General features: G+C 65.8%; 19 protein-coding genes. 2 read left to right on the plus strand and 17 right to left on the minus strand.

The genetic code is table 11. The annotated features are described in order from the left end of the window. Position 1: 1 nt before the first annotated feature. From icmH to tssA, 11 genes are read right to left on the minus strand one after another with little or no spacing between them, the layout of a single operon-like run. On the minus strand, positions 2-1,327 hold the full coding sequence (gene icmH, locus AC3EMP_RS12305) for a type IVB secretion system protein IcmH/DotU (protein WP_352655714.1): 1,326 nt from the start codon (positions 1,325-1,327) through the stop codon (positions 2-4). Positions 1,328-1,331: 4 nt separating this feature from the next. Next, a complete protein-coding gene (gene tssK / locus AC3EMP_RS12310; protein ID WP_023709959.1) occupies positions 1,332-2,666 on the minus strand; it encodes a type VI secretion system baseplate subunit TssK in 1,335 nt (444 codons plus the stop codon). A gap of 58 nt (positions 2,667-2,724) precedes the next feature. Next, positions 2,725-3,177, minus strand: a complete 453-nt coding sequence (gene tssJ / locus AC3EMP_RS12315; protein ID WP_023735638.1) for a type VI secretion system lipoprotein TssJ — start codon at positions 3,175-3,177, stop codon at positions 2,725-2,727. A gap of 3 nt (positions 3,178-3,180) precedes the next feature. Then, positions 3,181-4,650, minus strand: coding sequence for a type VI secretion system-associated FHA domain protein TagH (gene tagH / locus AC3EMP_RS12320; RefSeq protein WP_023714854.1), 1,470 nt, complete (start codon positions 4,648-4,650; stop codon positions 3,181-3,183). Then, a complete protein-coding gene (gene tssG / locus AC3EMP_RS12325; RefSeq protein ID WP_031194673.1) occupies positions 4,647-5,690 on the minus strand; it encodes a type VI secretion system baseplate subunit TssG in 1,044 nt (347 codons plus the stop codon). Before tssG ends, tagH begins: the two co-directional genes overlap by 4 nt. Further along, the gene (gene tssF, locus AC3EMP_RS12330; RefSeq protein WP_023714851.1) at positions 5,654-7,528 is read right to left on the minus strand and encodes a type VI secretion system baseplate subunit TssF; all 1,875 of its coding nucleotides are present in this window, start codon (positions 7,526-7,528) and stop codon (positions 5,654-5,656) included. Before tssF ends, tssG begins: the two co-directional genes overlap by 37 nt. A 3-nt stretch (positions 7,529-7,531) precedes the next feature. Further along, positions 7,532-8,287 carry a type VI secretion system baseplate subunit TssE gene (gene tssE, locus AC3EMP_RS12335; RefSeq protein WP_023714850.1) on the minus strand — a complete coding sequence of 252 codons (756 nt, stop codon included), beginning with the start codon at positions 8,285-8,287 and terminating at the stop codon, positions 7,532-7,534. After that, positions 8,274-8,723, minus strand: coding sequence for an Hcp family type VI secretion system effector (locus AC3EMP_RS12340; RefSeq protein WP_023673716.1), 450 nt, complete (start codon positions 8,721-8,723; stop codon positions 8,274-8,276). Before AC3EMP_RS12340 ends, tssE begins: the two co-directional genes overlap by 14 nt. 52 nt (positions 8,724-8,775) lie before the next feature. Continuing rightward, positions 8,776-10,281: a type VI secretion system contractile sheath large subunit gene (gene tssC, locus AC3EMP_RS12345; RefSeq protein WP_023682611.1), complete on the minus strand. Its 1,506-nt coding sequence runs from the start codon at positions 10,279-10,281 to the stop codon at positions 8,776-8,778. A gap of 3 nt (positions 10,282-10,284) precedes the next feature. Then, positions 10,285-10,821: a type VI secretion system contractile sheath small subunit gene (tssB, locus tag AC3EMP_RS12350; RefSeq protein ID WP_023673718.1), complete on the minus strand. Its 537-nt coding sequence runs from the start codon at positions 10,819-10,821 to the stop codon at positions 10,285-10,287. 6 nt (positions 10,822-10,827) lie between these two features. After that, complete coding sequence (gene tssA / locus AC3EMP_RS12355) at positions 10,828-12,006, minus strand: type VI secretion system protein TssA (RefSeq protein ID WP_023687034.1); 1,179 nt, start codon at positions 12,004-12,006, stop codon at positions 10,828-10,830. A gap of 324 nt (positions 12,007-12,330) precedes the next feature. Here tssA and tssH point away from each other — a divergent pair, with 324 nt between their 5' ends. Further along, positions 12,331-15,105, plus strand: coding sequence for a type VI secretion system ATPase TssH (tssH, locus tag AC3EMP_RS12360; RefSeq protein ID WP_023709956.1), 2,775 nt, complete (start codon positions 12,331-12,333; stop codon positions 15,103-15,105). Here the strand turns inward: tssH and AC3EMP_RS12365 are convergent, their stop codons facing one another. The 6 genes from AC3EMP_RS12365 to AC3EMP_RS12390 form a co-directional block, all read right to left on the minus strand. Continuing rightward, complete coding sequence (locus AC3EMP_RS12365; protein ID WP_023687036.1) at positions 15,106-16,341, minus strand: VWA domain-containing protein; 1,236 nt, start codon at positions 16,339-16,341, stop codon at positions 15,106-15,108. Between the two features lie 2 nt (positions 16,342-16,343). After that, positions 16,344-18,596 carry a DUF5682 family protein gene (locus AC3EMP_RS12370; RefSeq protein ID WP_352711045.1) on the minus strand — a complete coding sequence of 751 codons (2,253 nt, stop codon included), beginning with the start codon at positions 18,594-18,596 and terminating at the stop codon, positions 16,344-16,346. Positions 18,597-18,600: 4 nt separating this feature from the next. Beyond that, the gene (locus tag AC3EMP_RS12375) at positions 18,601-19,680 is read right to left on the minus strand and encodes an ATP-binding protein (protein WP_023701533.1); all 1,080 of its coding nucleotides are present in this window, start codon (positions 19,678-19,680) and stop codon (positions 18,601-18,603) included. Between the two features lie 19 nt (positions 19,681-19,699). Then, positions 19,700-21,133, minus strand: a complete 1,434-nt coding sequence (locus AC3EMP_RS12380) for a DUF5691 domain-containing protein (protein WP_352498071.1) — start codon at positions 21,131-21,133, stop codon at positions 19,700-19,702. Then, positions 21,130-22,533 (minus strand): SWIM zinc finger family protein, encoded by a 1,404-nt coding sequence (locus AC3EMP_RS12385; protein WP_352711047.1) that lies wholly within the window; start codon positions 22,531-22,533, stop codon positions 21,130-21,132. The genes AC3EMP_RS12380 and AC3EMP_RS12385 overlap by 4 nt, the downstream gene beginning before the upstream one ends. A gap of 98 nt (positions 22,534-22,631) precedes the next feature. Next, positions 22,632-23,171 (minus strand): Lrp/AsnC family transcriptional regulator, encoded by a 540-nt coding sequence (locus AC3EMP_RS12390; RefSeq protein WP_352711050.1) that lies wholly within the window; start codon positions 23,169-23,171, stop codon positions 22,632-22,634. A gap of 48 nt (positions 23,172-23,219) precedes the next feature. Here AC3EMP_RS12390 and AC3EMP_RS12395 point away from each other — a divergent pair, with 48 nt between their 5' ends. Beyond that, the gene (locus AC3EMP_RS12395) at positions 23,220-24,398 is read left to right on the plus strand and encodes an MFS transporter (RefSeq protein WP_023696650.1); all 1,179 of its coding nucleotides are present in this window, start codon (positions 23,220-23,222) and stop codon (positions 24,396-24,398) included. Positions 24,399-24,434: the final 36 nt, after the last annotated feature.

A 24,434-nucleotide genomic window follows, 5' to 3' on the forward strand; every position in this document is an offset into this window, starting at 1 on the left:
GTCACAGCCTCTTTTCGACCAGCACTTCGACGCGGCGGTTCAAGGCCCGCCCCTCGCGTGTGCCGTCGTCGGCGACCGGATCGGTTGCGGCCCGGCCTTCGGAGCGCACGCGCTCCTTAGGCACGCCGTTCTGAACCAGGATATCGGCAATTTCCGCGGCGCGGGCTTCAGACAGCCGCTGGTTGGTGGACAGTGGGTTGGTCTTTTGCAAGGGAACGCCGTCGGTGTGGCCGACCACGGTGATATCGCCGATCAACTCCTGATTCTCGAGGATCACCTTGGCGACCGAGGCGATGAGCGGATCGAAGCCGTCTGTCAGCTGTGCTCGCGACGACTGGAAGAGTTCGGGATTGGAGGCCTGGATGACCAGCCGCGCCAGCGACACGCTCTCCGTGCCGCTCAGCGCTCTCTTGAGCTCGTCGGGTGCTGCCGCCTGGAATTCCGGCAGCAGCGCGAAATCCACCGCCACCGGCGGCGGCGCGTCGACCTTCGGCGAAGCGCGGGTGACATCCGTACGCGTCGGCGGCGGCAAGGCGCGAACCAGCGCCGAAAGCTCGACCGCCTGGCTGCTCAGGCTCATCGACAGCCCGATATGAATGGCGGTGGCGATCACCGCCGCTGCCGCAACCATCACCCAGATCGGCACGATGAAGCGCTGCGGCTCGTCGGAGGCGATCACGCCCTTCCAGTTGGGCGAAAGCTGTGCGCCTTCGGCGTCGCTGTCGCGCAGGAAGCGCGCCGCGGCCACACGCACGGCATTGAGCGAACGGTCGCCGGAGCGGCCCGGCACGCGATATTTGCCGCGGAAGCCGAGCGCCATGCAATGATATTGCAACTCCAGCATTTCGCGGTCGCGATTGGGATGGCGCTCCAGCTCTTCAAGACGGGCGAAGAACTGCGCGCCGGCATCGACGTCGCCGCGCAGCATCACCACCAGCGGCTGGCGTGGCCATGCGCTGGCGCCGCCCCACGGCGTGTTCAGCGCCAGATCATCGAGCAACGCGGCCACCAGCCACGCGGCCTGGTCGGCGCGCTCAAGTGACGATCCCTGTGCCATGGTGGCGTCGCGGCAGCGCACGAGTTCGTCGAGCAGCCTGGTGCGCAGGGCTTCCGGGTTCTCAGGCGGCTGCGCGTTTTCGAGTTCGGGTGCAAATTCCAGCAGCGGCGAGAACGCGTTGACGAGCACGTTCGGATGCGCGCGCGCGGAGCGTTTCGCGGTCACCCCTGACGCCGGCAGCGGCATGGCGCGCGGCGTTGGCGCTCCGCTCAGCCGAATGCGCGTCCGCTCCCGATCCTCGGACAGTCCGAATGGATCGTCCCTGCTCATCATCTCACCTGTTGACCGAGTAGCAGTCGACCTGCGGTTCGCTGGGCAGCACGCCCGAAACGCCGATCACAAACCCGGGCGCTTCGAGCAGCGAGGCCCAGTGCTCGCTTTTCTGGTCCAGTTCGAGGCACAGCCGGTCGCCGTCATAGGGAATTTCGCGCGGCTGCGAATGCAGGGGCTTCAGCGGAATGCCGGGCAGGCGTGATTTCCACAGCCCTTCGAATTCGCTGGCCGAGCCGACGGTCGCCTGGTTGACGAAAATCTTGCGCAAGGCATCCTCCGAGAGTTCGGAGCCGATCCGCACCACGATGCGGCTCGCCACCAGAAGTTTCGGGTTGTCGATGCGGATCTTCCACACATTGGTCGCATGGCGCATGACCGGCAGGGCGCGGGATTTCGGCTCGATGTAGCGCAGGCTGAGGATGAGGGAGCGTAGCGCGTCGGCCAGCGCCGAATAGGCCGGGCCTGGCGCCATGTGGTCGTAGACAGGCAGTTCGCCGAGCCGCCTTGCACTCGAGCCATAGGTCGCCATCGAGCCGGCGAGACCGGCCAGCTCCATATAGACCTCGGCCGGATGGAACACGTCCTGCGCCAGCATGTGCGCCAGCCGCGGCCGCGCGGCGTTGACCAAATTGAGGATCAGAAGATCCTCGACGCTGCGGCCGGGGCCGCCCAGCACCATCTTGCCATGCGCCTCGGCGATCTGGTCGAGGCCGGTGACCACTTCCTGCAGCAGGCGGCTGTACCAGGACGCCGCGCCGATGACCAAGGTCGGCGGCAGGAAGGTGTCGTCCAAGGCCACGCCGCCATCGGCGCGCACGCCCTTGAGTTCGGCCACCGGCAGCGCGGTGTAGCCGCCGACGGCCGTGCCCGGCGCCAGCAACAGCGCCTGCGGCCGTGCGATCTCGATTTCCTCGGGATCGGAGCCGCCATGCACGGCGTCGCGCACCGACACGATCCGGCCGCGATAGCGCGCGCCGGACGGCTCGGCGTGAGCAGGGTCGAAGCCGACGCCGCCTGGCGGCTCGAGCGGCAGCGCTATCAGCACCGGTCCAGCGCCCATCTCCGGCGTCACCGCCAGCGGCCGCGGCGCATCCATCGTCTCGGGGATCGCGAACGGCGTCCCGTCTGGAAAGATGCCGCGTGCCGAGAGCACCGAAATCTGGCCGGCATCGAGCTGTGCCTGATCGAGCGTCAGCGTTCGAAAGCCGAACGTATGCAGATGCCCGGCCTGCAAGGCGCCGCGCACCGTCGCTTCGAAGAAGCGGTCCTGTTGCTGGAAATGCTGGGTGCGAAGGAAAAGCCCCTCCGACCACAGCACCCTGTTTGCATCGCTCATGCCGGCACTCTCTGCTTCCTGCTCGTCACCTTGGCGCGGCTTTGCGGACCCGCCGCCGCTAGGCGGAAATGCCGCCGCTGCCGAGCTTCACATTGACGGTGAACTTCGATCCCGGCGACACCGACTTGGTCGTGCGCCAGTTGCGTCCGGTGGGTTCCCTGATCAGCGCGACGAAGCCGAGTGCGGCCACTTCCGGTTCGACCGTGATGGTCTTCGATGCGGTCTTGCCGGGTCCGACGGAAATCGTGTCGGAGCCGATGAGATCGCCGCCAAGTGCGGAGCCGGCACCGCCCTGCAGGGCGAAATAATCGGCCGAATTGAAGGCGCCGGTGCTTTTCAGCCGCAAGATCATCACCGTCACCGGCCTGTCGCCGCCGCCCGGTCCCGGGTTCATGCCGGCGCCGCCGGCAAGATTCACTGTGATGACGGATGGTTTGGGCGGGCCGCTCTGGCAAGCCGTCAGCAGTCCCGTCGCCCCGATGGCAAGGATAAATTCGCGTCTGTCGATCATGTCTCAGTCCTCCTCATATGCATCACGAAAATCAGCGCCGATCTCGCCCAGAAAGCGCGTCTCGGCGCTGTGAGCGATTTCACGGTGGCGTTTCTGGTACAATTCCCAGAGCTTGGCGCCGCGCCCGCCGGTCAGCAGATTGCCGATCGCCGAGCTCGACTTCAGTTCCTGCTCGATCGCCGCCGGATCAAAGCGGTCGATCATGCGCTTGAGCGCGCCTTGCACGCCGCGCCAGGCGCGAACGTGATGCTGCGCCAGATCGCGCACCGCGTCCTTGATCGCCGCTTCGGCGCCGAGGAAACCGGGGCTGCGCTCGGCCAGCATGGTCACCAGCGCATCGTCGACCGAGGGCAGGAATTTGAGCGGGTTGACCTCGGACGCGCCAACCACGGTCTGCGCGACGCGAGCGTTGCCCTTCTCTTCGGCGCGCTTGCGCAAAAGCTGCATCAGCCCATCCATCATCAGCCGGTACTCGCGGCCGAATTTCTCCATGTCGGCAACCGGATTGCGGCCGGGAAAGCCGGCCTCGTCCATACCCATGCCGCGCAGGAAAGCAGCGCGAAAGTCCGCGTCCGGCTGTCCGGTCGATGGCCGTGCTGCAGCTTGCCGGACAGGAGGGCGGGGCGGTGGTTGCGGGGTTGGCTTTGGCGATGGCTCGGCCGCGCGAGCCGGCAGCTCCCACGGCGCCGCGGAGGGAGCAGGCGAGGCCGCATCGATTGCGCCGCCATCCGTCGCGCCAACGTCGAGGCTGGTGGACTCGGCCGGGCCAAAACCAAACCCGTCATCGTAGGCCGGCGGCTGCTCGGAATTGGATCTGCTAGGCTCTCTCGACAGCGGCGCGGAGTCGAGGCCGAAGGGGTCGTCGAACAGCGGCTTGCCGCCGCTTTTGTCGGTGACGGCCTCTGGCGCCGGCGTCGCCACCGGGTCGAGGCTGAATGGATCGTCGAACGCCTGCGAGCTGCGTTCATCCGCACGCGCGAACGCGCCGGGCACCGGCTTTTCGAACGGATCGGGCAGGTTGGCAGGGCGTGGCCGTCCCGGCTCTTCTTGGGTCGTGGACGAAAAGAAATCGTCGCCACCGAGACTGACCGGCGCCCGCGACGCCACCGGCTTGCTGGCGGGCATCGAAGGCCTCAAGGCCGGCGCCTCGGTCTTCGCCGTCTGCAAATCGACGCACACCACATAGTCGCCCAACCGCAGCCGCATGCCGCTTTGCAGGCGCTCGGTATTTCCCGCGCCGAGTGGGCTGCTGGCATCGTCGATGAACAGCCCGCTGCTGGAAGTATCGGTGACGAAATAGCCGCCCTGCTTGCTGGTGATCTTGCAGTGGGCGCGCGAGACGAACATGTCGGGATCGTTGATCTGCCAGTCGGCGTCGGCGCTGCGGCCGATCACCAGCTCACCCTCGTCCAGCCGCGCCTGCCGCGTGACTTGCGCGCGGGGTCCCTGTTCGAGCGTCAGCAGCAGGCTCATGCCGCCACCTCTTCGCGCCAGCCGACGATGGTGCGCAGCCGCATGTCTTCGGCATCGCCTCGCGCAGGGTTGCGCGCCAGCCAGGTGGTGCGGGCAAGCTGGACGGTGCCGAGCTTTGCCGGCGGCACTGCCTTTGCCGCAAGCACGATCCTGAGATCGACATCGATGGTCTCGCCGATCAGGTCGCGCACCGCCTGCTTCAACAACTTCAGCCGCTCGCCGCCGGGCAGGAACGCCTTGTAGTCGATATAGCTGAGCGCACCGATGCGCAGTTCGATTCGGCTTTGCCGGCTGAAGCTGCGCGGGCCGATGGTGGCGCTGCGGCCGAGTGTGGCATAGCTGCCGGCCAGCCGGCTCTGCAGCGCCTTGGGAATGGTCATCCAGGCGCCGACGAATTCCTTCAGCACCACCGGAACCTTGAAGGCTTCGGCAATGAACAGCGTCAGCCGTTCGGGACCCTCGACCTGGCTGGCGAGCGAGGCGGCCTGGCGAAGCTTTACCGCATCGAGTTCGGCGTCCTGGGTGCCCGGCAGCCCGATGCCGGCCATCGCTTCCAGCATCGAACGGACGCGGCCGCCGACACCGCGTTCGACCTGCACGGCCGGATGCGCATCCGCCCAGGCGCGATAATAAAGCGCGATCATCCGGTGCTGCAGGATGTTGACGAAATCGACGAAGGTCGTGTCGCTCGTTTGCCGCGCCTCGGCGCCTGCATACCAGCGCTGCGAAAGCCGATCGAGCACCCAGCGCGTCAGATGCAGCGGCATCGGCCCTTCAGGCCCGAGCAGGCCGAGATTGTTGACCGTCACCCGCGCCGGCGACTTGTCCGTCGGTTCGTGGAAATCCACCACGTCCTGCACTGCGAAGGACAGCCGCACATTCTGGCCGAGCCTTGCCGGCTCGCGGTCCGGCCGGCCGGAATGGCCGAACAGGCCGCCTTGCCGCTCCAGCCGGCGCAGCAGTTCGAAAAAGTCGAAACTCTCGGACAGGGTTGCGGCTCGCTCTAGATCAGGTAGCGATTGCCGGGCGTCATCGGCCATGGCACATCCTCCTGTTTCTGGAGCAACCGCGTGCGCGTGCGCACGAACCCGTTAATGCCGGCATGGCGGGCAAACAGCCGCGACAGCAGGCCCGACAGCAGCAGAGTGCTCTGTCCCGCCAGCACCGACTGGTCGACATGCAGCGTCACCTCCGTGCCGCGCCCAAAACACATTGGTCCTTCGATCGCCAGCCTTTCGATCACCGCGCGCGAATCGATGCGCACGATCGAGCGTACATTGCGGGCAAGCCCGGGATCGCCGCGTTCGGCATAGAGATCGAGCAGCGCATGCAGCGGATCGACGCCGCGGCCTTCCTTGGCCAGGCTGAGGAAGTTCAGCGCCAGCTGCGAGACCAGCCGCCAGGCCAGGTCGTCGGCGCGCGACTCGCTGTCGGCGCCGGTCGGCAGCGCTGCCGGGATGGCCGGCTGCGGCGAACGCAGCGCGCCGAGCAGCCTGACCGATTCCACCGGGTCGCCCGCTTCCAGCGTCAGCGTTGGCGTGTCGTCGAGGATGGCAAGATCGCGGTTTGTGCACAGTGCCACGACGTCGACGCGCTTGAGCGGCCGGTTGGCCTGACTGTTGACTGGGCGCGAAACCGCCAGGAAGACGTCGTCCCCGGCATAGGAGGTCCGCGTCACGCCCTGGCGCCGCTCGTCCTCGGTCGGCCGGCGCGGCCGCCGCTCCGTCGAATAGACCCAGCCGCTGCCGCGATTTTGCCCAAGGCTGAAGAGTTCCGGTATCTCCGCGTCGGGTCCCTCGGCATCGGCGTCTTCGACGCGGATGACGCGGTAGATTTCAAAGTCGCGCGCCCGCGTGCGGTCGGCATGCAGCACCTGGCGCGTCTTGCGCTGGTCGAGCTCGACGATGTTGCACTCGCGCTCGAAGAGATTGATGATCGGGGTGGCGAAGAGATCGAAATCCGCCGGCGTCAGATCGGCGAGTTCGGGCACCGGACGCCGGAACAGGAAGATGATTTCGAGCCCGGCCTGGCATTTGCGCACGACCGGCAGCAAGCCGGTGACGCGCCCATAATGGAAGCGCTCGGGCATCATGAAATATTCGCGCAGCAGGCGGTAGCCTTCGAAGGTCGGCCGCGTGCGCGGCATCAGCGCCTCGGCATCGGCAATGCCGACCATCTCCGGCGGCGGTAGCGGCGACAATGGATTGGTCTTGCCTTCCGGTCGAGCGCCGACACCAGAGCAGACTCCGAAGATGGCGTCGAAGATCAGCGGCGCCTTGGTGCGGTTGGCGAAATAGAAGTCGAGCCGGTCGAGCGCCAGTTCGTCGAGCTTGCCTTTGCCGGTCCGCGCCAGCGTGATGCGAAGTGCCGCTTCGCCGGCCTTGCCGGCGATCGGGCCGATGCCGGCGGCGGCAAGCGCGCTGCGGTCCTGGAAATAGCCGACCGAACTGATCGCGATCGGAAACAGCGTCATGTCCTGCGCGGTGGTGAAGGTGCAGCGTGTCGACAGGCCGGCCTGCAGGCTGGAGACCAGCCGCGTGCCGCGCTTGACGACGTGGCCGGCAAGCATTGTCTGCACCTGCTGGCCGGGCTTCAGCACCACCATGGCGGTTGCCGGCGCCGGCGTGACGAGATCGGGATAAAGCACGTCGAGGATGCTGCGCGAAAACCGCGAGCGCTCGGCATCCACCTTCAGGCGCGTGCGCGCGGCGAGGAAGGCGACGCCGTCGAGCAGCCGCTCCACATAGGGGTCGGGACACGGCACCGTATCCAGCGACAAATTGCGGGCAACCGCCGGATGCATGTCGGCGAACTCCGCCGCCAGCCCGCGTATGTGGGACAGTTCCTCCTCGTAATATTCTACGAAGACCCGGTCCATCTCTCAGGCTTCCCTGAACTCGGTGCGCGCCAGTCCGTTGTCGAGATTGATCGTCGTGCGCAGGCGCATGCGCTCGGGCGTCGGCGTCATGATCAGCACGGCGTCGATCTCGATCTTCAGGCCGGTCTTGTCGCCGAGGTTGACCGTGACTTTCGTCGCGCTCTCCTTCAGCCGCGGCTCGAATGCGGCGAGCACGGCGCGGATCTCGCGTGCCAGAACATCGCGATCGAAGTCGCGCGACGACCGGCCGGAGAAGGACGGCACGCCATAATTGACAACGCTGCGGCGCACCTCCGGAAAGTCGGCCAGCGATGTCGGACGGTCGGTCATCTGCTCGGCCTCGAGATCGGATAGCAGCGGCGCGGATTCGAAACGCTCGGTGTTGAACAGCGCCTCGATGTCGCGCCGCACGGCCTCGCGCAGCACATCGGGCGACACCACGATGCCTCGGCTTTCAAGCTCGCCACGGTGCCGGTTCTGAAACGCCAGCCGGTGCAGCCGGCGCTTCTGATCGGGGTTCAATGCGTCATCGGCGTCGATGCGCCTCGGTCCGTCTGCCAGCAGCTCGTCCAGGCGCTCTGCGCCAAGCTCCTCCTGCAGAGCCTGCCTGAGCCCGTCTATCTCCGAGCTCAGGCCCGGCAGATCGTTGACGAGGCGGTCCCACAGCGAAGGCTGTACCGCCTCGCGCTTGGCCCGTGAACCGCCCGCCTGTACCTTGTCGGCGGCAGGGCGCTTTGCTCGCCCCTCACTTGCCGACATAGACATCCATTTCGGCTTCGTCATTGTCGTCATAGACGAACTTGATCTTCTTGTAGGCGAAGGAGACTTCCTCCTGGATCAGGTCGGCTTCATCATCGGCCTGCGACATGTCGTATTCCATGATCGAGGCGTCGGTCAGGGTAACGACCAGATAGTCCTTGCTCTCGCCGTCGATGGTCCGCCGCGCGGAGAATTTGACCTCGTCCAGCGCCTTGTTTTCGAACAGGGCCTTGGCCAGATAGGGTGAGGCCTTGTCATAGTGCTTGGTGAACTTGATCATGCCCATCGACACGCGGCCTCGGCGCGAGAGGGAATTGGGGTCGTAGGGCGCGACCATCTTGTAATCGACGCCATGGATTTCGATCTCGTCGTCATGGCCGTCGCGTGTGCTAGGCCCCTTGATATCCGGAACTTTCAGAAAACCGTCGATCTTCATTGTGGGCATTTTCGTTCTCCACCGCTTTCAAACAAAGGTTTGGTTGCTGCAATCAGGTCTTCACGGACGGCAATTCCGACACCAGCCTGAGTGAGGCGTTGATGCCCTCCAGCTGGTAGTGCGGGCGCAGATAAAAGCGGGCGTTGTAGTAGCCCGGCCGGCCCTCCACGCTGTCGACCTGCACCTCGGCGGCGGCAAGCGGACGCTTGGCGCGCGCCTTGTCGTCGGCGAAGGCCGGGTTGGCCAGCACGTACCGGTTGATCCATTCGGTCAACCAGATCTGCATGTCGGTGCGTTCCTTGAACGATCCGACCTTGTCGCGCGCAATCGCCTTGAGGTAGTGCGCAAAGCGCGAGACCGGGAACAGATAGGGCAGGTTGGCGGAGAGCCGCTCATTGGACTGGGCGTCGGGGTCGACCAGGCGGCCCGCCCGCGTCTCGTCATCTTGCAGCGAATGGGCGCCGATAAAGGCCGCGAGATCGGTGTTCTTGCGATGCAGGATCGGCATCAGCCCGAGCTTGGCCAGTTCCGCCTCGCGCCGGTCGTCGATGGCGACTTCCGTCGGGCATTTCATCGCGATCGAGCCGTCATCGGTCGGGAAGGAGTGCACCGGCAGGTTAAGCACAGTGCCGCCATTTTCGACGCCGCGGATCTGGGTGCCCCAGCCATAGAGCTTGTGGCTGCGGTTGATGTTGACGCCCATCGGGAAGGCAGCGTTCATCCAGACATATTTGTTGTGATCGCCCTGCACTTCCTCCTCGAAGGAGAAGCCCTTGACCGGGACTGTCTCCGAGCCGTAGGGCAGCCGCGCCAGCACGCGCGGCATGGTCAGCCCGATATAGCGCGCATCCTCGCTCTCGCGCAGCGATTGCCACGAGGCGTAGGCCGGGTTGGAGACGATCTGCTGCAGGTCCTGCGGGTTGGGCAGTTCCTGCCAGCTGTCCATGCGGAACAGCCGTGGCGAGGCGGCGGCGATGAACGGCGTGTGCGCCGAGGCGCAGATGCCGGAGATGTTGCGCAACAGGCCGACGTCGCGCGGGTGGTTGGAGAACTCGTAGGCGCCGATGACGCAGCCGATCGGTTCGCCGCCGAGCATCGAATACTCGTCGGTGTAGACCTTCTTGAAGATCGGGCTCTGGTCCCACATCTGGCCTTCATAGTCTTCGAGCGTATCGGCCAGCTGCTCCTTGGAAATGTTCATCACCCGGATCTTCAGCTTCTGATCCGTCTCGGTGTTGTTGATGAGGTACCAGAGGCCGCGCCAGGTGCCTTCCATCTGCCGCACTTCCGGCGCGTGCAGGATTTCGTTGACCTGGGTCGTCAGCATCTTGTCGATGCCGGCGATCAACGACTTGATCGACTTGATCGAGTTGGACGAAATCGTCGTCGTCTCGGAGCGCGACTGCGCCGCCAGAGCCAGGTTGCGAACCAGCTGCTGCAGCTTCTCGCTGTCGTCCTTCTTGACCTTGAAGTCCTTCTCCAAGAGCTGGCTGAATTCGCCGAGATCGACGGCCTCGGCCTCGGCGACGGATGCTGCGGTCTTTTGCTGTTCGGCCATGATCTATTCCTCACCCTTGTCGTCGGACAGCGCCTGGGCGGCGATCTGGCCAAGCAGCGGCTGGTTGTTCAGCAATTGGGCGATGCGCTTTTCGGCATCGACGCGGCCGTCCATGAAGCCGAGCAGCTCCTCGAGCTGGCGCCGCATCTTGAGGATTTCGGCCAGTTGCGGGACCTGTTCGGCGATCTTGTCGGGGGCGAAATCGCCCATCTTGGTGAAGGTCAGGTCGAGCGCCAGTTCTTCGTCGCGCTCCTGTCCCTCGGCCTGCGGCAGCGTGTTCTTCACCCGCGCCTTGACCCTGGGTCCCAGCGCTTCCATGAATTTGGGGAAGCGGTTGGCATCGGTCTCGACAAAGGAACGGTCGAGCACCGTCTTGGACGCTTCCCTGGTCTGCGATGCGCCCGACAGGTCGGCCATCACGCCCATGACGAACGGCAGTTCGATCGTCGTCGGGCTGCCGTAGGTTTCGACATCGTAGGCGATCTGCACGCGCGGGGCGCGATTTCGCTCGATGACCTTCGCTTTGCTTTCGGCTGGCATGTGTTGCTACCTTTCATCCTTCTGGGCAGTCTTCTTGGCGTCGGGAACGCCGGCGAGCAGCCGGAATTCCTTGAGCCCCGACGGGGCGAGGTCTTCCATCAGTTCAACGAAATCCATGTGCACCATCCTGCGCACCCGGCGGGCGAGATGCGGGATCGGGCTCGACGGCTCGGTGCGGTCGTAGAACGCGACCACAAGGTCGAGGCACTTCACCACATCGTCGCGCGAGGAAATCCTGTCCGGGAGCCCCGCACCGGTCTCCGCGTAGCTTGCCATCGTCTCGGCTCCATGACCGTTTCTGACCGGCGCGGCCGGGCTTGCCGGGGGAGCAGCCGGGCTGGCCGCCCCCTTCGTCGCTGCCTCTTCCGTGGTCTCGACCGCCGTATTGCGTTCCAGCGTCGTCAGCACGCGCTGCAAAAATCGTTTCAGGTCCGGGACGGCGGCCCCGTTGCTGTCAAGGCGGGCATTCAGCGCCGCATCGACCGCGTCGAGCGCCTCGATCGCTGCGTGCGCCCCGGCGATGAGCGCCGTCATCTGTTCACCGGCCTGGTCCTGATGGGCGGCACAACCGCTGCCCACCCGGTTCAGGAGCTGTCCGTGCGCGCTGACCAGTGCTGCCTTCTCCGTGGCATTCAATCCCGACGCCGCTTCCTGAAGCATGACGCGATCGTCGAGCGCACCCTGTTCGAGATCGCGTCCGCTGATCGGCCCGATGGGACGCGGCGCGAAGAAGACCATCTGCCTGAGGTTCGCCAGCAGGCCTTCCTGGCCGTTCTGCAGGTCGGCCAGCGCGTTGAGGCGGCGCAAGGCGGCCTCGCGTGGTTGGGGGCTGGCCCGCAGCGCCGGGTGCATCGTCTCCCAATGCGTCTCGAAGGTCCTTGCAATCAGGGTCAGGCCCTGTGCCAGTCCGGCCAATCCCTCTTCATTGGCCAGCGCCCGGGCGACAATGACGAGCAGGCGCAGGTCGCGGCCATGCGAACGCAACTCCTCGGCCTTGCCGAGCACGGCAGGCCAGTCGACCGGAATGGTCGATTGCGCGGCTGGCTTGTTGCGCCCGTCATGGACGACCTTGACCTGCGGCTCCGTGAGCCGCTCCAGCTCATGAAAAGCCGGATCGTTGCGCAAGTCTTCGCCTGACGGATTTTCACCGTCCAGCGGAGCAAGCCAGAGTGCGAGATCGATCACAGATACCCCCGGCGACCGGCTCTAAAACCGTACGTGACCCAACGTTAGCACACGGTTGCATATTCCCACAATTCGCCATCCGCTCAAAAGTTAACGAGCGCTAATGAATGTCGGTGCAACTGCGTCTCGGATGGCGCAATTCATGGCGTGCTTGGCCAACCTCGTATGTGAAGCGCATCGCATAGGATTAGAAAAAATCGTGGTTGTCTGCATTTGGCGGCGCGGGACTCTCCACAAAGGGAAAAGGCCGGCTGCATCAAGCGCTTTGTCAAGCGGCTGCTTATGTGGCAGGCTGTCGACGGGCAGATTGCAGGAGCACGTTCGATGGAACAGCGCCGGTCGTCGCAGGGGTTCAAACGCAAGGAACTGGTTGGCAAGCTCAATCCGGTCTGCCTGCGCGCCTTCAAGGCCGCCGCCGACAGCGCCAAGCTGCGCGGCAATCCTTACGTCGAACTCGTCCATTTCATAGAACAACTGGTGCTGTCCGAGCGTTCGGATGTGCAGATGATCATTGCCGATGCCGGCGTCGATGCCAGCCGGCTTACCAGCGAAATGACCCGCGCCGTCGACAAGCTGCCCTACGGCGCCACCTCGATCGAGGAATTTTCCGACCACATCTTTCACGCCATCCAGGAGGCCTGGAACCTGGCGACGCTGGAATTCGGCATGGAGGAGGTCCGCAGCGCCCATGTCGTGCTCGCCTGCCTGAAGACGCCGGTGCTGGAAGGCCTGGTGGCGAAGATCAGCGGCGAATTCGACAAGATCGACGCCGACGGGGTCATCGCCCGCTTTGCCGAGGTGGTGGACGGTTCGCTCGAAGCCGGCGCCACGGCAGCAGTGGCTCCCACCGCGGAGGCGCCGCGGCGAGCTCCGGGCGGGGACTCCGCGCTGGCCAAATACGCCACAGACCTCACCCAGCGCGCCCATGACGGCAAGATCGACCCGGTCGTCGGCCGAGACCCGGAGATCCGGCAGATCATCGATATCCTGATGCGGCGCCGGCAGAACAACCCGATCCTGACCGGCGAGGCCGGTGTCGGCAAGACCGCGGTGGTCGAGGGGTTTGCCCTGCGCATCGCCCAGGGCGACGTGCCGCCGCCCCTGCAGGGCATCAGCGTGCGTATGCTCGACGTTGGCCTGATGCAGGCCGGCGCCAGCGTCAAGGGCGAGTTCGAGAAGCGCCTGAAGGCGGTGATCGACGAAGTTCAGTCATCCGAGACGCCGGTCATCCTGTTCATCGACGAGGCGCACACGCTGATCGGCGCCGGTGGTGCCGCCGGAACCGGCGATGCCGCCAATCTCTTGAAGCCGGCGCTGGCGCGCGGCGAATTGCGCACCATCGCCGCAACCACCTGGGCCGAGTACAAGCAGCACATCGAAAAGGACCCGGCGCTGACCCGCCGTTTCCAGGTGGTCAAGATCGATGAGCCGTCGGAAGCGGTCGCTGTGCTCATGCTGCGCGGTGTAGCCGGCGTGCTCGAACAGCATCACGAAGTGCAGATCCTGGACGAGGCGATCGAGGCGGCGGTCGGCCTGTCGCATCGTTACATCCCGGCGCGGCAATTGCCCGACAAGGCGGTCAGCCTGCTCGACACCGCTTGCGCCAGGGTGGCGATCTCGCAGCATGCGACGCCGGCCGAGGTCGAGGACATTTTGCGGCGCCGCCAGGCGCTCGAGGTCGAAAGCGGCATCATCGGCCGCGAGGCAGCGATCGGCATCGAAGTAACTGACCGGCAGGCGCGGGTCGAGGCCGGGCTCACTGAGACGGGGACCATGCTCGCCGCCGCCGAGGAGCGCTGGGAGCGCGAAAAGGCGCTGGTTGCCGAGATCCTCGAACTGCGCGCGCGGCTGCGCGGCGACGGCGTCCCGCTCGATGCGGTGGCGACAGCTGAGGCCGATGCCGAACCGGCAGCGCCGGACGAAGAAAAGACCAAGGTGCCCAAGGCCGAGACGCCCAAGGCCGAAGCGTCCGAGACCGAAGCGCCGGCTGCCGAGGCTGCGCCGTCAGATCCTGTCGCCGATCTGGCGCGGCTGCGTGAACTCATGGCCGAGCTTGCCACCGCGCAAGGCGAGACGCCGCTGATCCTGCCATCGGTCGACCGCAATGCGGTCGCTGCCGTGGTCCAGGACTGGACCGGCATCCCGACGGGACGGATGCTGTCCAGCCAGACCGAAAAGGCGCTCAAGCTCGCCGACACTTTGTCCGAACGAGTCGTCGGCCAGGATCACGCCATGGAGATGATCGCCAAGCGCGTGCAGACCAGCCGCGCCGGGCTCGGAGCGCCGGAAAAGCCGGTCGGCGTGTTCCTGCTCTGCGGCCCCTCCGGTGTGGGCAAGACCGAGACGGCCCTGGCGCTGGCCGAGACGCTCTATGGCGGCGAGCAGAACCTGATCTCGATCAACATGTCCGAATTCCAGGAGGCGCACACCGTCTCGACGCTCAAGGGCGCACCGCCCGGCTATGTCGGCTACGGCAAGGGTGGCATTCTCACCGAGGCCGTGCGCCGAAAACCCTATTCGGTGATCCTGCTCGACGAGGTCGAGAAGGCGCATCCCGACGTCCACGAGATCTTTTTCCAGGTCTTCGACAAGGGCATGATGGATGACAGCGAGGGAAGGCGCATCGACTTCAAGAACACGCTGATCCTGCTGACGTCCAATGTCGGGTCCGAAGTCATCATGGAGCGGACCGGCAACGGCACGGTGAGGGCAGGGCTCGACGGCCTCGATGCTGCCCTGCGCGCTCCACTGCTGAAGGTGTTTCCAGCGGCCTTCCTCGGCCGCGTCGTGACCATCCCTTACTATCCGCTTTCGGATTCGATGATCGAGGCCATCACCCGCCATCAGTTCGGCAAGATCGCGCGGCGGCTGCGCGCCAGCCACGACGCCGAACTGGTGATCGGCGACGGCGTCATGGCGCTGGTCAAGGCGCGCTGCACCGAAATCGAGTCCGGTGGCCGCATGATCGACGCCATCCTCACCAACACGCTGTTGCCGGAACTCAGCCGCGGCGTGCTGAACCGGTCGCTCGACGGCGAGAAGATGACCAAGGTGACCGTCAGCGCTTCCACTGACGGGTTTGCCTATTCGTTCGAATAGTCAGGCCTGACTGCTCGGCTCCGTCTCGGCGCGGATCAGCTTGATGTCGGCGCCGGCTGCCCAGGCGCCGATATCTTCGCGCCGCAACGCCGCCGCCATCATGTCGGGAAACAGGTCCGGCGTGCAGGCGAAGACCGGTATGCCAAGTGCCGCGACCGAAGCCGACATCGCCGGATCATAGCCCGGCCGGCCCTGATCGGTCAGCGCCAGCAGCACGATGACATTGACGCCGGACCGGACCAGCGCCGCAAGCCGCCGCAGCAAGTCCTGGCCGTTGCCGCCCTCATAGAGGTCGGTGATCAGCACGAAGTGGGATTTGGTCGGCCGCTCGATGCGGTCGGCGCAATAGGCGACCGCCTGGTTGATGTCGGTGCCGCCGCCGAGCTGCACGCCAAACAGCACCTCGACCGGGTCGCTGAGCTCTTCGGTCAGGTCGACGATGGCCGTGTCGAAACAGACCAGCTTGGTGCGCACGACCGGCAGCGACGCCATCACCGCGGCGAAAATCGAGGCGTAGATCACCGAACTCGCCATCGAGCCGGACTGGTCGACGCACAGCACCACTTCGTCGAGATCGACTAGCCGGCGTTGCTTGCGCATGAAGCCGACCAGTTTTTCCGGCACGACGGTTTTGTGCTCAGGCTGGTAGTGGCGAAGATTGGCCGAGATGGTGCGCGGCCAGTCGATGTCGCGTTGGCGCGGCCGGTTGGTGCGTCGCGACTTGTCGAGCGCGCCACGGATCGCCTCGGCGGTCTTCTGCTCCAGCCGCTGCATCAGCTTGGCGACGATGTCGGCGATGATGGTGCGGGCAATGTCCTTGGTCTTGGCCGGCATCACCGAACGCAGCGAGATCAGGTCGGCGACGAGGTTGACGTCGGCCTCGATCGCCTTGAGGAATTCCGGCTCCATCAGCATCTGCTTCAGGTTCAGCCGCTCGAAGGCATCCTTCTGGACGATCTGGACCACCTGGGCGGGAAAGAAGGAGCGGATATCGCCCATCCATTGCGCCACGCGTGGCGCCGAGCGGCCGAGCCCGCCGCGCCGCTTGCGCGGGTCGGCATCGGCATTGGCGCCGTCGCCGTAAAGCGCATCGAGCGCCGAAGACAGTTTTTTGTCATCACTGGAAAGGGCGGAGGAAGCCTCGTCATCGGCGCCGATCGCCAGCCGCCAGCGGCGCTCGCGCCCGCTATCGGAGGATGCTGGGCCGGGTTCGGGCACTTCGGCTTCGTCATCCATTGTCACACTCCGCCCGCCAGCAATGGCCCAAGCCGCTCCAGGTGACGGCGCCAGCCTTCGCCGCCATCCGGCGCCGGGGTCAGGCCGGCCGGCAACCTTGCGGTGCGGCCGAGCACGGCCTCGATCAACCGCTGCCGCTCCATCGAGTCCAGATTGGAGAAGACGCGGCGCAGCAATGGCAGATGCGCGATGAAAGCGTCCTCGTCGAGCGATTTCAGCCACCCATCGACGGCGCCGCGCAGGCCCTCGTCGTAGATCAGCCGCTGGCCGGCAGTGCTGAAGAAACCTTCGAAGAACCCCGCTGCCTGGGCGACCGGCGTCCCCGGCGACAGCCTGCGTCCGAGCAGCCCGGCGGCGTCCTCTGCCGACAGTTGGCCGGCTTCATAGAGCAGATGCGCGGCGCAGCCGGCGAGCAGCGCCGTCGAGCCCGGACCTTCCAGCACGCCGGTCAGGCCGTTGCGCCATGCATCGAGCACGCCTTCGCCGGGCTCGACCAGCCGGATGGCCGTGTCGGCCTTGCGCACAGCACCGACCAGCGTGGTGGCGGCCTGCTCGTCCAGGTCGCGCACCGCATAGGGCAGCGCGATCGCGCCTTCGACGATCAACCGTTCCAACAAACCGGACAGCCGGTTGGTTTCGGTCTTGCGCGCCTCGCCGTAACGGATGATGTCGGCAAGCGGCGGCACCGAGGCCAGCATCTCCAGGCATTCGCTGCTGTGCGCTGCGCGCGCCTCCAACGCTACAAGGCCGGCGCTCGCGGCCTCCGACAGATCCGCCGTAATGGCGCTCTGGACAAGGGCGGCAAGCGTGTCGAGGCTCGCGGCCGCACCGAGCATCTGGATCAGGCGGCCATTGGCGGCCTTTTCGATAGTCGGGCCGTAGATCAGGTTCTCGACCAGGCGCACGGCATATTCCGGCTCCCAGGCCAGCGTCCATTTTTCGCGAAAGGTGCCGCGGCTGCGGCCGGCGTCGGCCAGCCTGCCCCATTGCACGCCAAGCACGTCCAGCCGGTGCAGCAATGTCGAACGAAACAGTCCGCTTTCGCTGCGCAGATCGACCGACAGCTCGCGTTCCAGCGCCTCCGGCTTCAGCCGCGCCGCCTTCTGGTTGCGCTGCAGGTCCTCGATCAGCGGCGCCAGCGGCGTGTCGGGCGGAATCTCGCCGACATCCGCGCCCAAAAGCAGCTCGGCCTCGACCAGCGCCCACAGCACCGCTTCGCCGTTGAACAGCGCCGCGATCGCGGCATCGCGCAATTCCTCGAAGCCGGGCTTCGGCCGCTCGCGAATGGCAGCCAGTGTGCGCGCAAGCCGCTCGGCCTCGATCAGCGACGCGGTCGACACCAGATGGCCCTTCGCCCGCAGCACCGCCGCGATCGTCGCCAGCCACAGCGTCGCGGCGTCGCGCCGCCCTCGTGTGCGCCACAGATGTTTGCACCAGCCGGGCGCGACGACGCCAGCGCCATAACCATAGCCCAGCGCAAGACGCGGCCCGGTCCATAGCGCCCATGTCATGATGCTTTTGCGCCGGGCAATTCCCTTGATCAGCGCCTGGTCGTTCTTCTGCGTGTGCGCGGCCTGCAGGGCCGGCACATGCCATGCGCCGCAGACGACGGCGATCGGTCCGGCGAATTCCTTGCGCGCGGCGGCGATTTCCAATCGCATATGCGCTTCACGCTTGGCCTCGAACGGCGCGATCGCACCTTCGCCGTCGCGCAGCGTCGTCATCGCATCGGTGATGGCAGCGAAGATTGGACCCGGCTGCGGATTCTGCTCGATAATGTCGGCCCACCAGCTTTCGCCATCTTCATAGCCGGCGGCCGCAGCCAGCGTGCCGATCGGGTCGCGATGCGATGCGGGCTCGCCATCCTCACCGGTTTCGTCCTTGGGTTCGGGCTTGTCGGCGTCAGCCGTTTTGTCGGTGTCGTCGGTTGCCGGTGCCGCGAACCGTGCCGATGACGGCAGGTCGATGAACCGCAATGCCGCCTTGTTCTCCACCGCCCACACCGCCGCCTGGTATTCCGGCGAGAACTCGGCGAACGGCCAGAAACTTGTCGCGGCCGGATCGTCCTCGGGGTAGCAGAGCAGCGCCACCGGCGGCTGCATCTGCGGGCGCGCCAGCAATGGCAGCAGGGCGGACGCGTCGCTCGGCCCTTCGATCAGCACCGCGACCGGCTGCAAGTCCCGCAGCGCCTGCACCAGGCTGTCGGCGGAGCCCGGCCCGTGATGGCGGATGCCGAAATAGGCGACGTCGCTCATGACCTCAGATCGCTGCGTTCAGTGCCGCGTAATAGCCGGCATAGTCCGGCCGCTTCTTGAGCACCGTTTCGAGATATTCCTCCAGCACCACCTTGTCCTGCACCGGGTCCTTGACGATCGCTCCGACAAGGCTGGCGGCGAGGCCTTCGGCGCCGAGTTTGCCGCTGTCGAACCACGCCGCCTGGCTGAGGCCGCCGACCATGGTGGCGATCGCCTCGGCGGTCGACAATGAACCCGAAGGCGTCTTCAGCGTCACCTTGCCGTCAGCGGTTGCGCCCGAGCGCAGCTCGCGGAAAATGGTCAGCACGCGCGCAATCTCCTCGCCGACATTCTTCGGCACCGGCAGGTCGAGGCCGCCGGCCATCTCGTCGACCCGCTTGGAGACGATCGCCACCTCTTCGGCCATGTCTTCGGGCAGCGGCAGAACCACCACATTGAAGCGGCGCTTGAGCGCCGAGGACAGTTCGTTGACGCCCTTGTCGCGATTGTTGGCGGTGGCGATGATGTTGAAGCCGCGCTGGGCATAGAGCGAGGTGTTGAGCTCCGGGATCGGCATCATCTTTTCCGACAGCACGGTGATCAGCGTGTCCTGCACGTCCGAGCCCATGCGCGTCAGTTCCTCTAGCCGGCATAGCTTGCCGCTCTCCATGGCGCGGTAGAGCGGCGTCGGCACCAGCGCCTCCTGGCTCGGCCCTTTGGCCAAAAGCTGCGCATAGTTCCAGCCGTAGCGGATCTGGTTCTCGTCGGTGCCGGCCGTGCACTGCACGATCAGCGTCGAGTTGCCCATGATGGCGGCGGCGAGATGTTCCGACACCCAGGACTTGGCGGTGCCGGGAACGCCGAGCAACAGCAGCGCGCGGTCGGTAGCGAGTGTCGCCACCGCGGTTTCCATCAGCCGGCGGCGACCAACATATTTCGGCGATATCACGGTGCCGTCGCTTGCCTTGCCGCCGAGCAGATAGGTCAGCACGGCCTTCGGCGACAAGCTCCATCCGGCCGGCTTCTGGCGTTCGTCATTGCGCGCCAGCGCCTGCAGTTCAGCGGCATAGGCCTGCTCGACAGGGAGGCGGATGGCTGCGTTCATGGTGCTGTTCTCCGGATTGTCATGTTTTGGTTCCCGTCATTGCCGCGTTGAGGCGCAGGAAAACGAGCGAGGCTGCCGCCGGCAGCATGCCGGCCGCAACAATGTCGCCGATCAACCGTTCAGCGGTCTCCGCTCTGGCAAGAAAGCCTATCGTTTCCAGGGCGTGGTCCGCGCTTCGCTTCGCGGGCTCGTCGTTTCCCGCAACCATGGTGCGCAGTGCCGACAGCGCCTTGCCATTTGTCAAATCGTCCCATTCAAGCCAACTCGCTTCGGCGCCTTCGACCAGGTTGAGCGCTTCAAGATTTTGAGCGTCCTTCAGGATCCGCCTGATCAGGTTCCGCTTCCTGCCGCTGTCCAAACGCAACATGAGGTGGAAGACAAACAATGCCGACTTGCCACCTTCGGCGACAAGCGTATCCGCCAACAGCGCCACCGTGGCATCGCTGCCGGACACGGCGACCATCCGAACGAGAGACAGATCCGCTCTGTCATCGGCACCGAATTGCCATGCCCCGATGAAATCGGACTCTGTTTTGCCGAAATGCGCCGCAAGATCGACCAGGTAACAGCTTGCGAACAGGTCGACGCGACGACTTTCTTGCGCAGCCGATTTGAGTTTTGCCGGCGTGTATGTGGTGCGGCGGCGGATGAAGCCGGATTTGCCTTCTGTGATGAAGGCGGCGAGTTCGGCAACGGGGTCGTCGGCTCCGTCGTTGCCCGGCCGGCCATGCTCGCCCAGCCTTGCCAGCAGCCGGCCCGCCAGCTCCTGCACCTTGCCGGAGCGGTCGGTGGCCAGGCTTTTCAGGAATGGCGCGTCCGTGGGCGTCAGGTTGAAATGCATGAGTTCGATGAGCGCCAGCCGGACTTCAGCCGGCTCGCCCGTCGCCTTGGCTTCCATCAGGCTGCGGGCCGTGGCCGGATCGCGACGGCGCATCTCGGCCAACGCGATACGGCGCGCGGCGGGGTAAAAGTCATCCCAGTTCTGCGCCGTCAGCTGCTCCTGCGGGGCAATCTTCAGCCCCTCGACGCTGGCCTGCCAGTCGATCCACGGCGCATAGATGTCAGGGCTGTTCTGGTCTGATGCCGACGGCATCCAGTCCATCGGATGCAGCACGTAGCCGCGGCTGGCGACGAGCGTCGCGACGCGCGACTTGCGCCGCGCATCGGCGGCGTTCTTCAGGGCCGCCCGCAACAGCGGCCGCAACCGCTCCGGCAGCAGTGGCAGGCCAAGCCTCGGCAGCGGCGGGCGCCGCTTCAGCGTCTTCGGCGCGGCTGGCCTTAAGCCCACATCGAGCGCCTGCGCCGCGATCGCCAGCAGACGTCGCTCCCGTTCGTCCGGGCTTGCGCCACGCGCGATCTCCTTCCATGCGGTTGGCGCCAGATCGAACGCGGTTCCGCCGGTGATCCAGCAGTCGCGCATCGTCGCCAGGCCGGTTAGTTCGAGCTCGTTCATGACAGATCGAGCCTCCCGAAGCCGCTTTGCGCGGCCAGCAGATCGAGCCGCGCGCCGTTCCAAAGCGCTGCCGTGGCCGCGAGGTCGAGGCCAAGCACGGTCTGATCGACGGTCCCGCTAACAGGCAGGGCGATCCCTTGCGGGTCGTGCGCCGCTTGCCACCAGGCGGTGCCGCGCTCATCGAGCAGGATCGCGCCGGCAGGCAGCATCAGCGGGCTATCGGTCGACCAGGGCGCTGCGTCCTGGTGCGCCGCATGCGCCGCCAGCGGATCCTTGACAATGCCGAGGCCGAAATCCGGCCAGGCGCCCGACACGACATCGCCCTTGCGCTCCGCTACCAGCGCCCGCAGCCGTTGGCGTGACGGATAGAACACCAGCCTTGCATCGAACCGGTCGCCAGGTGTGAACGCGGCAGAGCGGCGGCCGGCCGAGGCCGGAAAGAAATCGAGTAGCAGCGCAAATTGCGGCGTCGGGCTTTTCAGGTCGAGCAGCCAGGTAGAATGGCTGACAAGGCCGTCGCGGCGGGTCTCGATCTTCTCGCCGATGACTTCCCACTGGCTGTCGACCTGTCTTGCATCGGGATTGGCCAGCACCTGGTCGCGGGTTTCGGATGCCGACACCAGCCGCTTCAATTCGGGATCGTCTGGCGCCGAGCGCCAGGCCTTGGCCAGCAAAACCAGCTTGCCGAGTTCGCGGATCGCCGCGTCCGGCCGTTCCTCGCTGCGCAGCGCCATTAGCCGGGCCGGGATTTCGTCGATGCGTCCCGCAAGCGCCGTTGCTTTCATGTCGACCAGCCTGGCGGCAATGCGGCGGCAGCGCTCGCTGCTGGCGTCGGCAAAGGCGGAAAGGCCGAGCCGCAGCTGGTCGGCAATCCACTGGTCGAGTTCGTCCAGCGCGCCTGCCACCGCGGTGCGCGTATCTTCCGCCCGCTTGCGCTGCGCCGTCTCGCGGCGCTCCGTCGCGGCGGCGTCATCGACGGTGCTTTCCTCTGCCTGCGAGGCCTCGCCAATGCTCTTGCCAGACGCGCCCCTGCCAGACTTTGCGTCGACCGGCGGGGGCGCACTCTTCCTGCGCCGGCCAAGCCAGTCATTGACCCATTCCGGCGTTGTTTCGGCTGATGTGAAGCTGGCCGGCGCCGTGGCGGCGATCCACATCAGCGCCAGCGTGTGCTTGCAGGGAAATTTTCGCGACGGGCAGGTGCATTTGTAGCCGTGGTCGCCGGTGTCGACGACGGTGCGATAGGGGTTGGATCCCGAGCCCTGGCATTCGCCCCAGATCAGCGCCTGCTGCTCGTTCTTCTCCAGCCGCGGCCAGTTCGAGCGCTTGGTGAGCTTCGAGGCGGCGCTTAGCGACGCCTGATCGGGGGCCAGCGCCTCGATGGTTTTCAGTTCGAATTCCAAGCCGCGCCTCTCGTCACCCCAAATCAATGCCTGGCATCAATATAGGGTGCCGTTTGTGAAGGATTGTTGTGGCCCCGGCAAGACGAAGATAGCGCAGATCAGTACAACGGCGTGGCCATATGCCGGGGCGTCGGCCATTGCGCGGTGATCTCGGGCTGCACCGGGCGCTCGAGATAGGTCGACAGCACGACATAGCTTCGCGTCGAGGTGAAGCCGGGCGTTTCGTAGAGACGCGCCAGCAGGCCTTCGAGCGCCCTGGTGTCCTCGGTGCGGACCTTGAGCAGCAGGCAGGTGTCGCCGGCCACCGAATGGATTTCCTCGACCTCAGGATATTGCGAAACGGCCATCAGCTCCGGCGTCTTGCCCCAGCCCTTGGTATCGATATGCACGAAGGTGAGCAGCGGCTTTTTCACCGCCTTCGGGTCGATGATCACAGCCGTGCCGCGGATGGCGCCGCTGCGCCGCAGGCGCTTGACCCGCTCATGCGCCGCCGGCGGCGACAGGCAGACGCGTTCGCCAAGTTCGGCGTAGCTGATCGTCGCATCCTCGACCAGCACGCCTAATATTTTTCGGTCGATTGCGTCGAGCTCTCGGGGAGCTACCTTATTCTGCAGAACCCCATCTGTTTCTTCGTCCATATCGAAATTCCTTGTTGTCGCGGAATTCAGTTCGGCCATTATGACCCGATGACGAACGCGCATCAAGCTGCAACGCTCCATCAGCCGATCCCGGCGCTGGCCTATCTCCTGACCGGCTGCATCGCCGTCATCGGCTCGAACTCGCTGGTCCTGGGTCCAATTGCTCCGGCAGTCGCCGCATCCTTCGGCACCAGCGTGCCGGCGGTGATGGCCGCGTCGGCTGCCTTCGGTCTCGGCACTTCCGCCAGCGCTTTGTTCCTCGCCCGCTATATCGACGGCGTCGGCGCCCGCCGCATGCTGCAGGGCGCTCTGCTGTTGCTGACGGTCGGGCTTCTCGCCAGCGCGCTGGCGCCGACGGTGATCATGCTGGTCGCGGCCCAGGCCGTCGCCGGCATCGCCGCCGGCGTCGCCATGCCGGCCATCTATGCCAGTGCAGCGGCAATTGCGCCGCCCGGCCGCGAAAGCGGCACGATCGGCGTCGTGCTGACCGGCTGGACGGTCTCCATGGTGGCCGGCGTGTCGCTGTCGGCCGTGCTTGCCGATCTCGTGCACTGGCGCGCCGTCTTCGCCGCCGTCGCGGTGCTTTCCGCCATTGCGCTTGCTGCCTTGTCGATGACCTCGCTCAGCGACGTCAGGAAGAGCGGCCCGGCGCCGTCGCCGTTCGTTGCGCTGGCCATTCCGGGCATCGTGCCGCTGCTCATCGCCTGCACCGCCTTCATGACCGCTTTTTACGGCGTCTACGGCTATCTCGGCGATCATCTGCACCAGGATCTGGGCGAGCCCGTCAGCGCCAATGCGCTGGCCGCACTCGCCTACGGCGCCGGCTTCGGCGCCGCGGCCTTCCTCGACGGCGTCATCGACCGCATCGGCGCACGGCGCGTCATGCCTTTCGCCTATCTGCTGGTCGCCGTCGTCTATGTCGCGATCGCGCTCGCAAGCAGCAATTTCGTGCTGATCCTGGCTATGATCGCCATCTGGGGCCTTGCCAATCATTTCGGCCTGAACGTGCTGGTGATGCGCCTTACCGCGCTCGATCCGTCGCGCCGTGGCACCATCATGGGCCTGAACAGCTCGGTCACCTACCTCGCCGTCTTCATCGGCACCACCAGCTTCGGGCCGCTTTATTCATCGTTCGGCTTTGCCATCTGCGCCATCGTCGCCGCCGTGCTGATGCTGGTTGCGGCAGCAGCGGGGTCATGGCGATCGCCGCTGCCCATCAAGCCGTAAAGCTTGCGTTCTCATCCCGTCCTTCGCTAGAGCTTG

This window comes from Mesorhizobium sp. P160219, from assembly GCF_057786095.1.

Excerpts from the sequence above, each read along its gene's own strand:
- tagH (WP_023714854.1), bottom strand. The coding sequence starts at position 4,650 with ATGAGCCTGCTGCTGACGCTCGAACAGGGACCCCGCGCGCAAGTCACG.
- AC3EMP_RS12390 (WP_352711050.1), bottom strand. The coding sequence starts at position 23,171 with ATGGACGAAGAAACAGATGGGGTTCTGCAGAATAAGGTAGCTCCCCGA.
- tssJ (WP_023735638.1), bottom strand. The coding sequence starts at position 3,177 with ATGATCGACAGACGCGAATTTATCCTTGCCATCGGGGCGACGGGACTG.
- icmH (WP_352655714.1), bottom strand. The coding sequence starts at position 1,327 with ATGAGCAGGGACGATCCATTCGGACTGTCCGAGGATCGGGAGCGGACG.
- tssB (WP_023673718.1), bottom strand. The coding sequence starts at position 10,821 with ATGCCAGCCGAAAGCAAAGCGAAGGTCATCGAGCGAAATCGCGCCCCG.
- tssG (WP_031194673.1), bottom strand. The coding sequence starts at position 5,690 with ATGGCCGATGACGCCCGGCAATCGCTACCTGATCTAGAGCGAGCCGCA.
- tssK (WP_023709959.1), bottom strand. The coding sequence starts at position 2,666 with ATGAGCGATGCAAACAGGGTGCTGTGGTCGGAGGGGCTTTTCCTTCGC.
- tssE (WP_023714850.1), bottom strand. The coding sequence starts at position 8,287 with ATGTCGGCAAGTGAGGGGCGAGCAAAGCGCCCTGCCGCCGACAAGGTA.
- tssF (WP_023714851.1), bottom strand. The coding sequence starts at position 7,528 with ATGGACCGGGTCTTCGTAGAATATTACGAGGAGGAACTGTCCCACATA.
- tssC (WP_023682611.1), bottom strand. The coding sequence starts at position 10,281 with ATGGCCGAACAGCAAAAGACCGCAGCATCCGTCGCCGAGGCCGAGGCC.
- AC3EMP_RS12375 (WP_023701533.1), bottom strand. The coding sequence starts at position 19,680 with ATGAACGCAGCCATCCGCCTCCCTGTCGAGCAGGCCTATGCCGCTGAA.
- AC3EMP_RS12395 (WP_023696650.1), top strand. The coding sequence starts at position 23,220 with ATGACGAACGCGCATCAAGCTGCAACGCTCCATCAGCCGATCCCGGCG.
- AC3EMP_RS12365 (WP_023687036.1), bottom strand. The coding sequence starts at position 16,341 with ATGGATGACGAAGCCGAAGTGCCCGAACCCGGCCCAGCATCCTCCGAT.
- AC3EMP_RS12340 (WP_023673716.1), bottom strand. The coding sequence starts at position 8,723 with ATGAAGATCGACGGTTTTCTGAAAGTTCCGGATATCAAGGGGCCTAGC.
- AC3EMP_RS12370 (WP_352711045.1), bottom strand. The coding sequence starts at position 18,596 with ATGAGCGACGTCGCCTATTTCGGCATCCGCCATCACGGGCCGGGCTCC.
- AC3EMP_RS12380 (WP_352498071.1), bottom strand. The coding sequence starts at position 21,133 with ATGAACGAGCTCGAACTAACCGGCCTGGCGACGATGCGCGACTGCTGG.
- tssH (WP_023709956.1), top strand. The coding sequence starts at position 12,331 with ATGGAACAGCGCCGGTCGTCGCAGGGGTTCAAACGCAAGGAACTGGTT.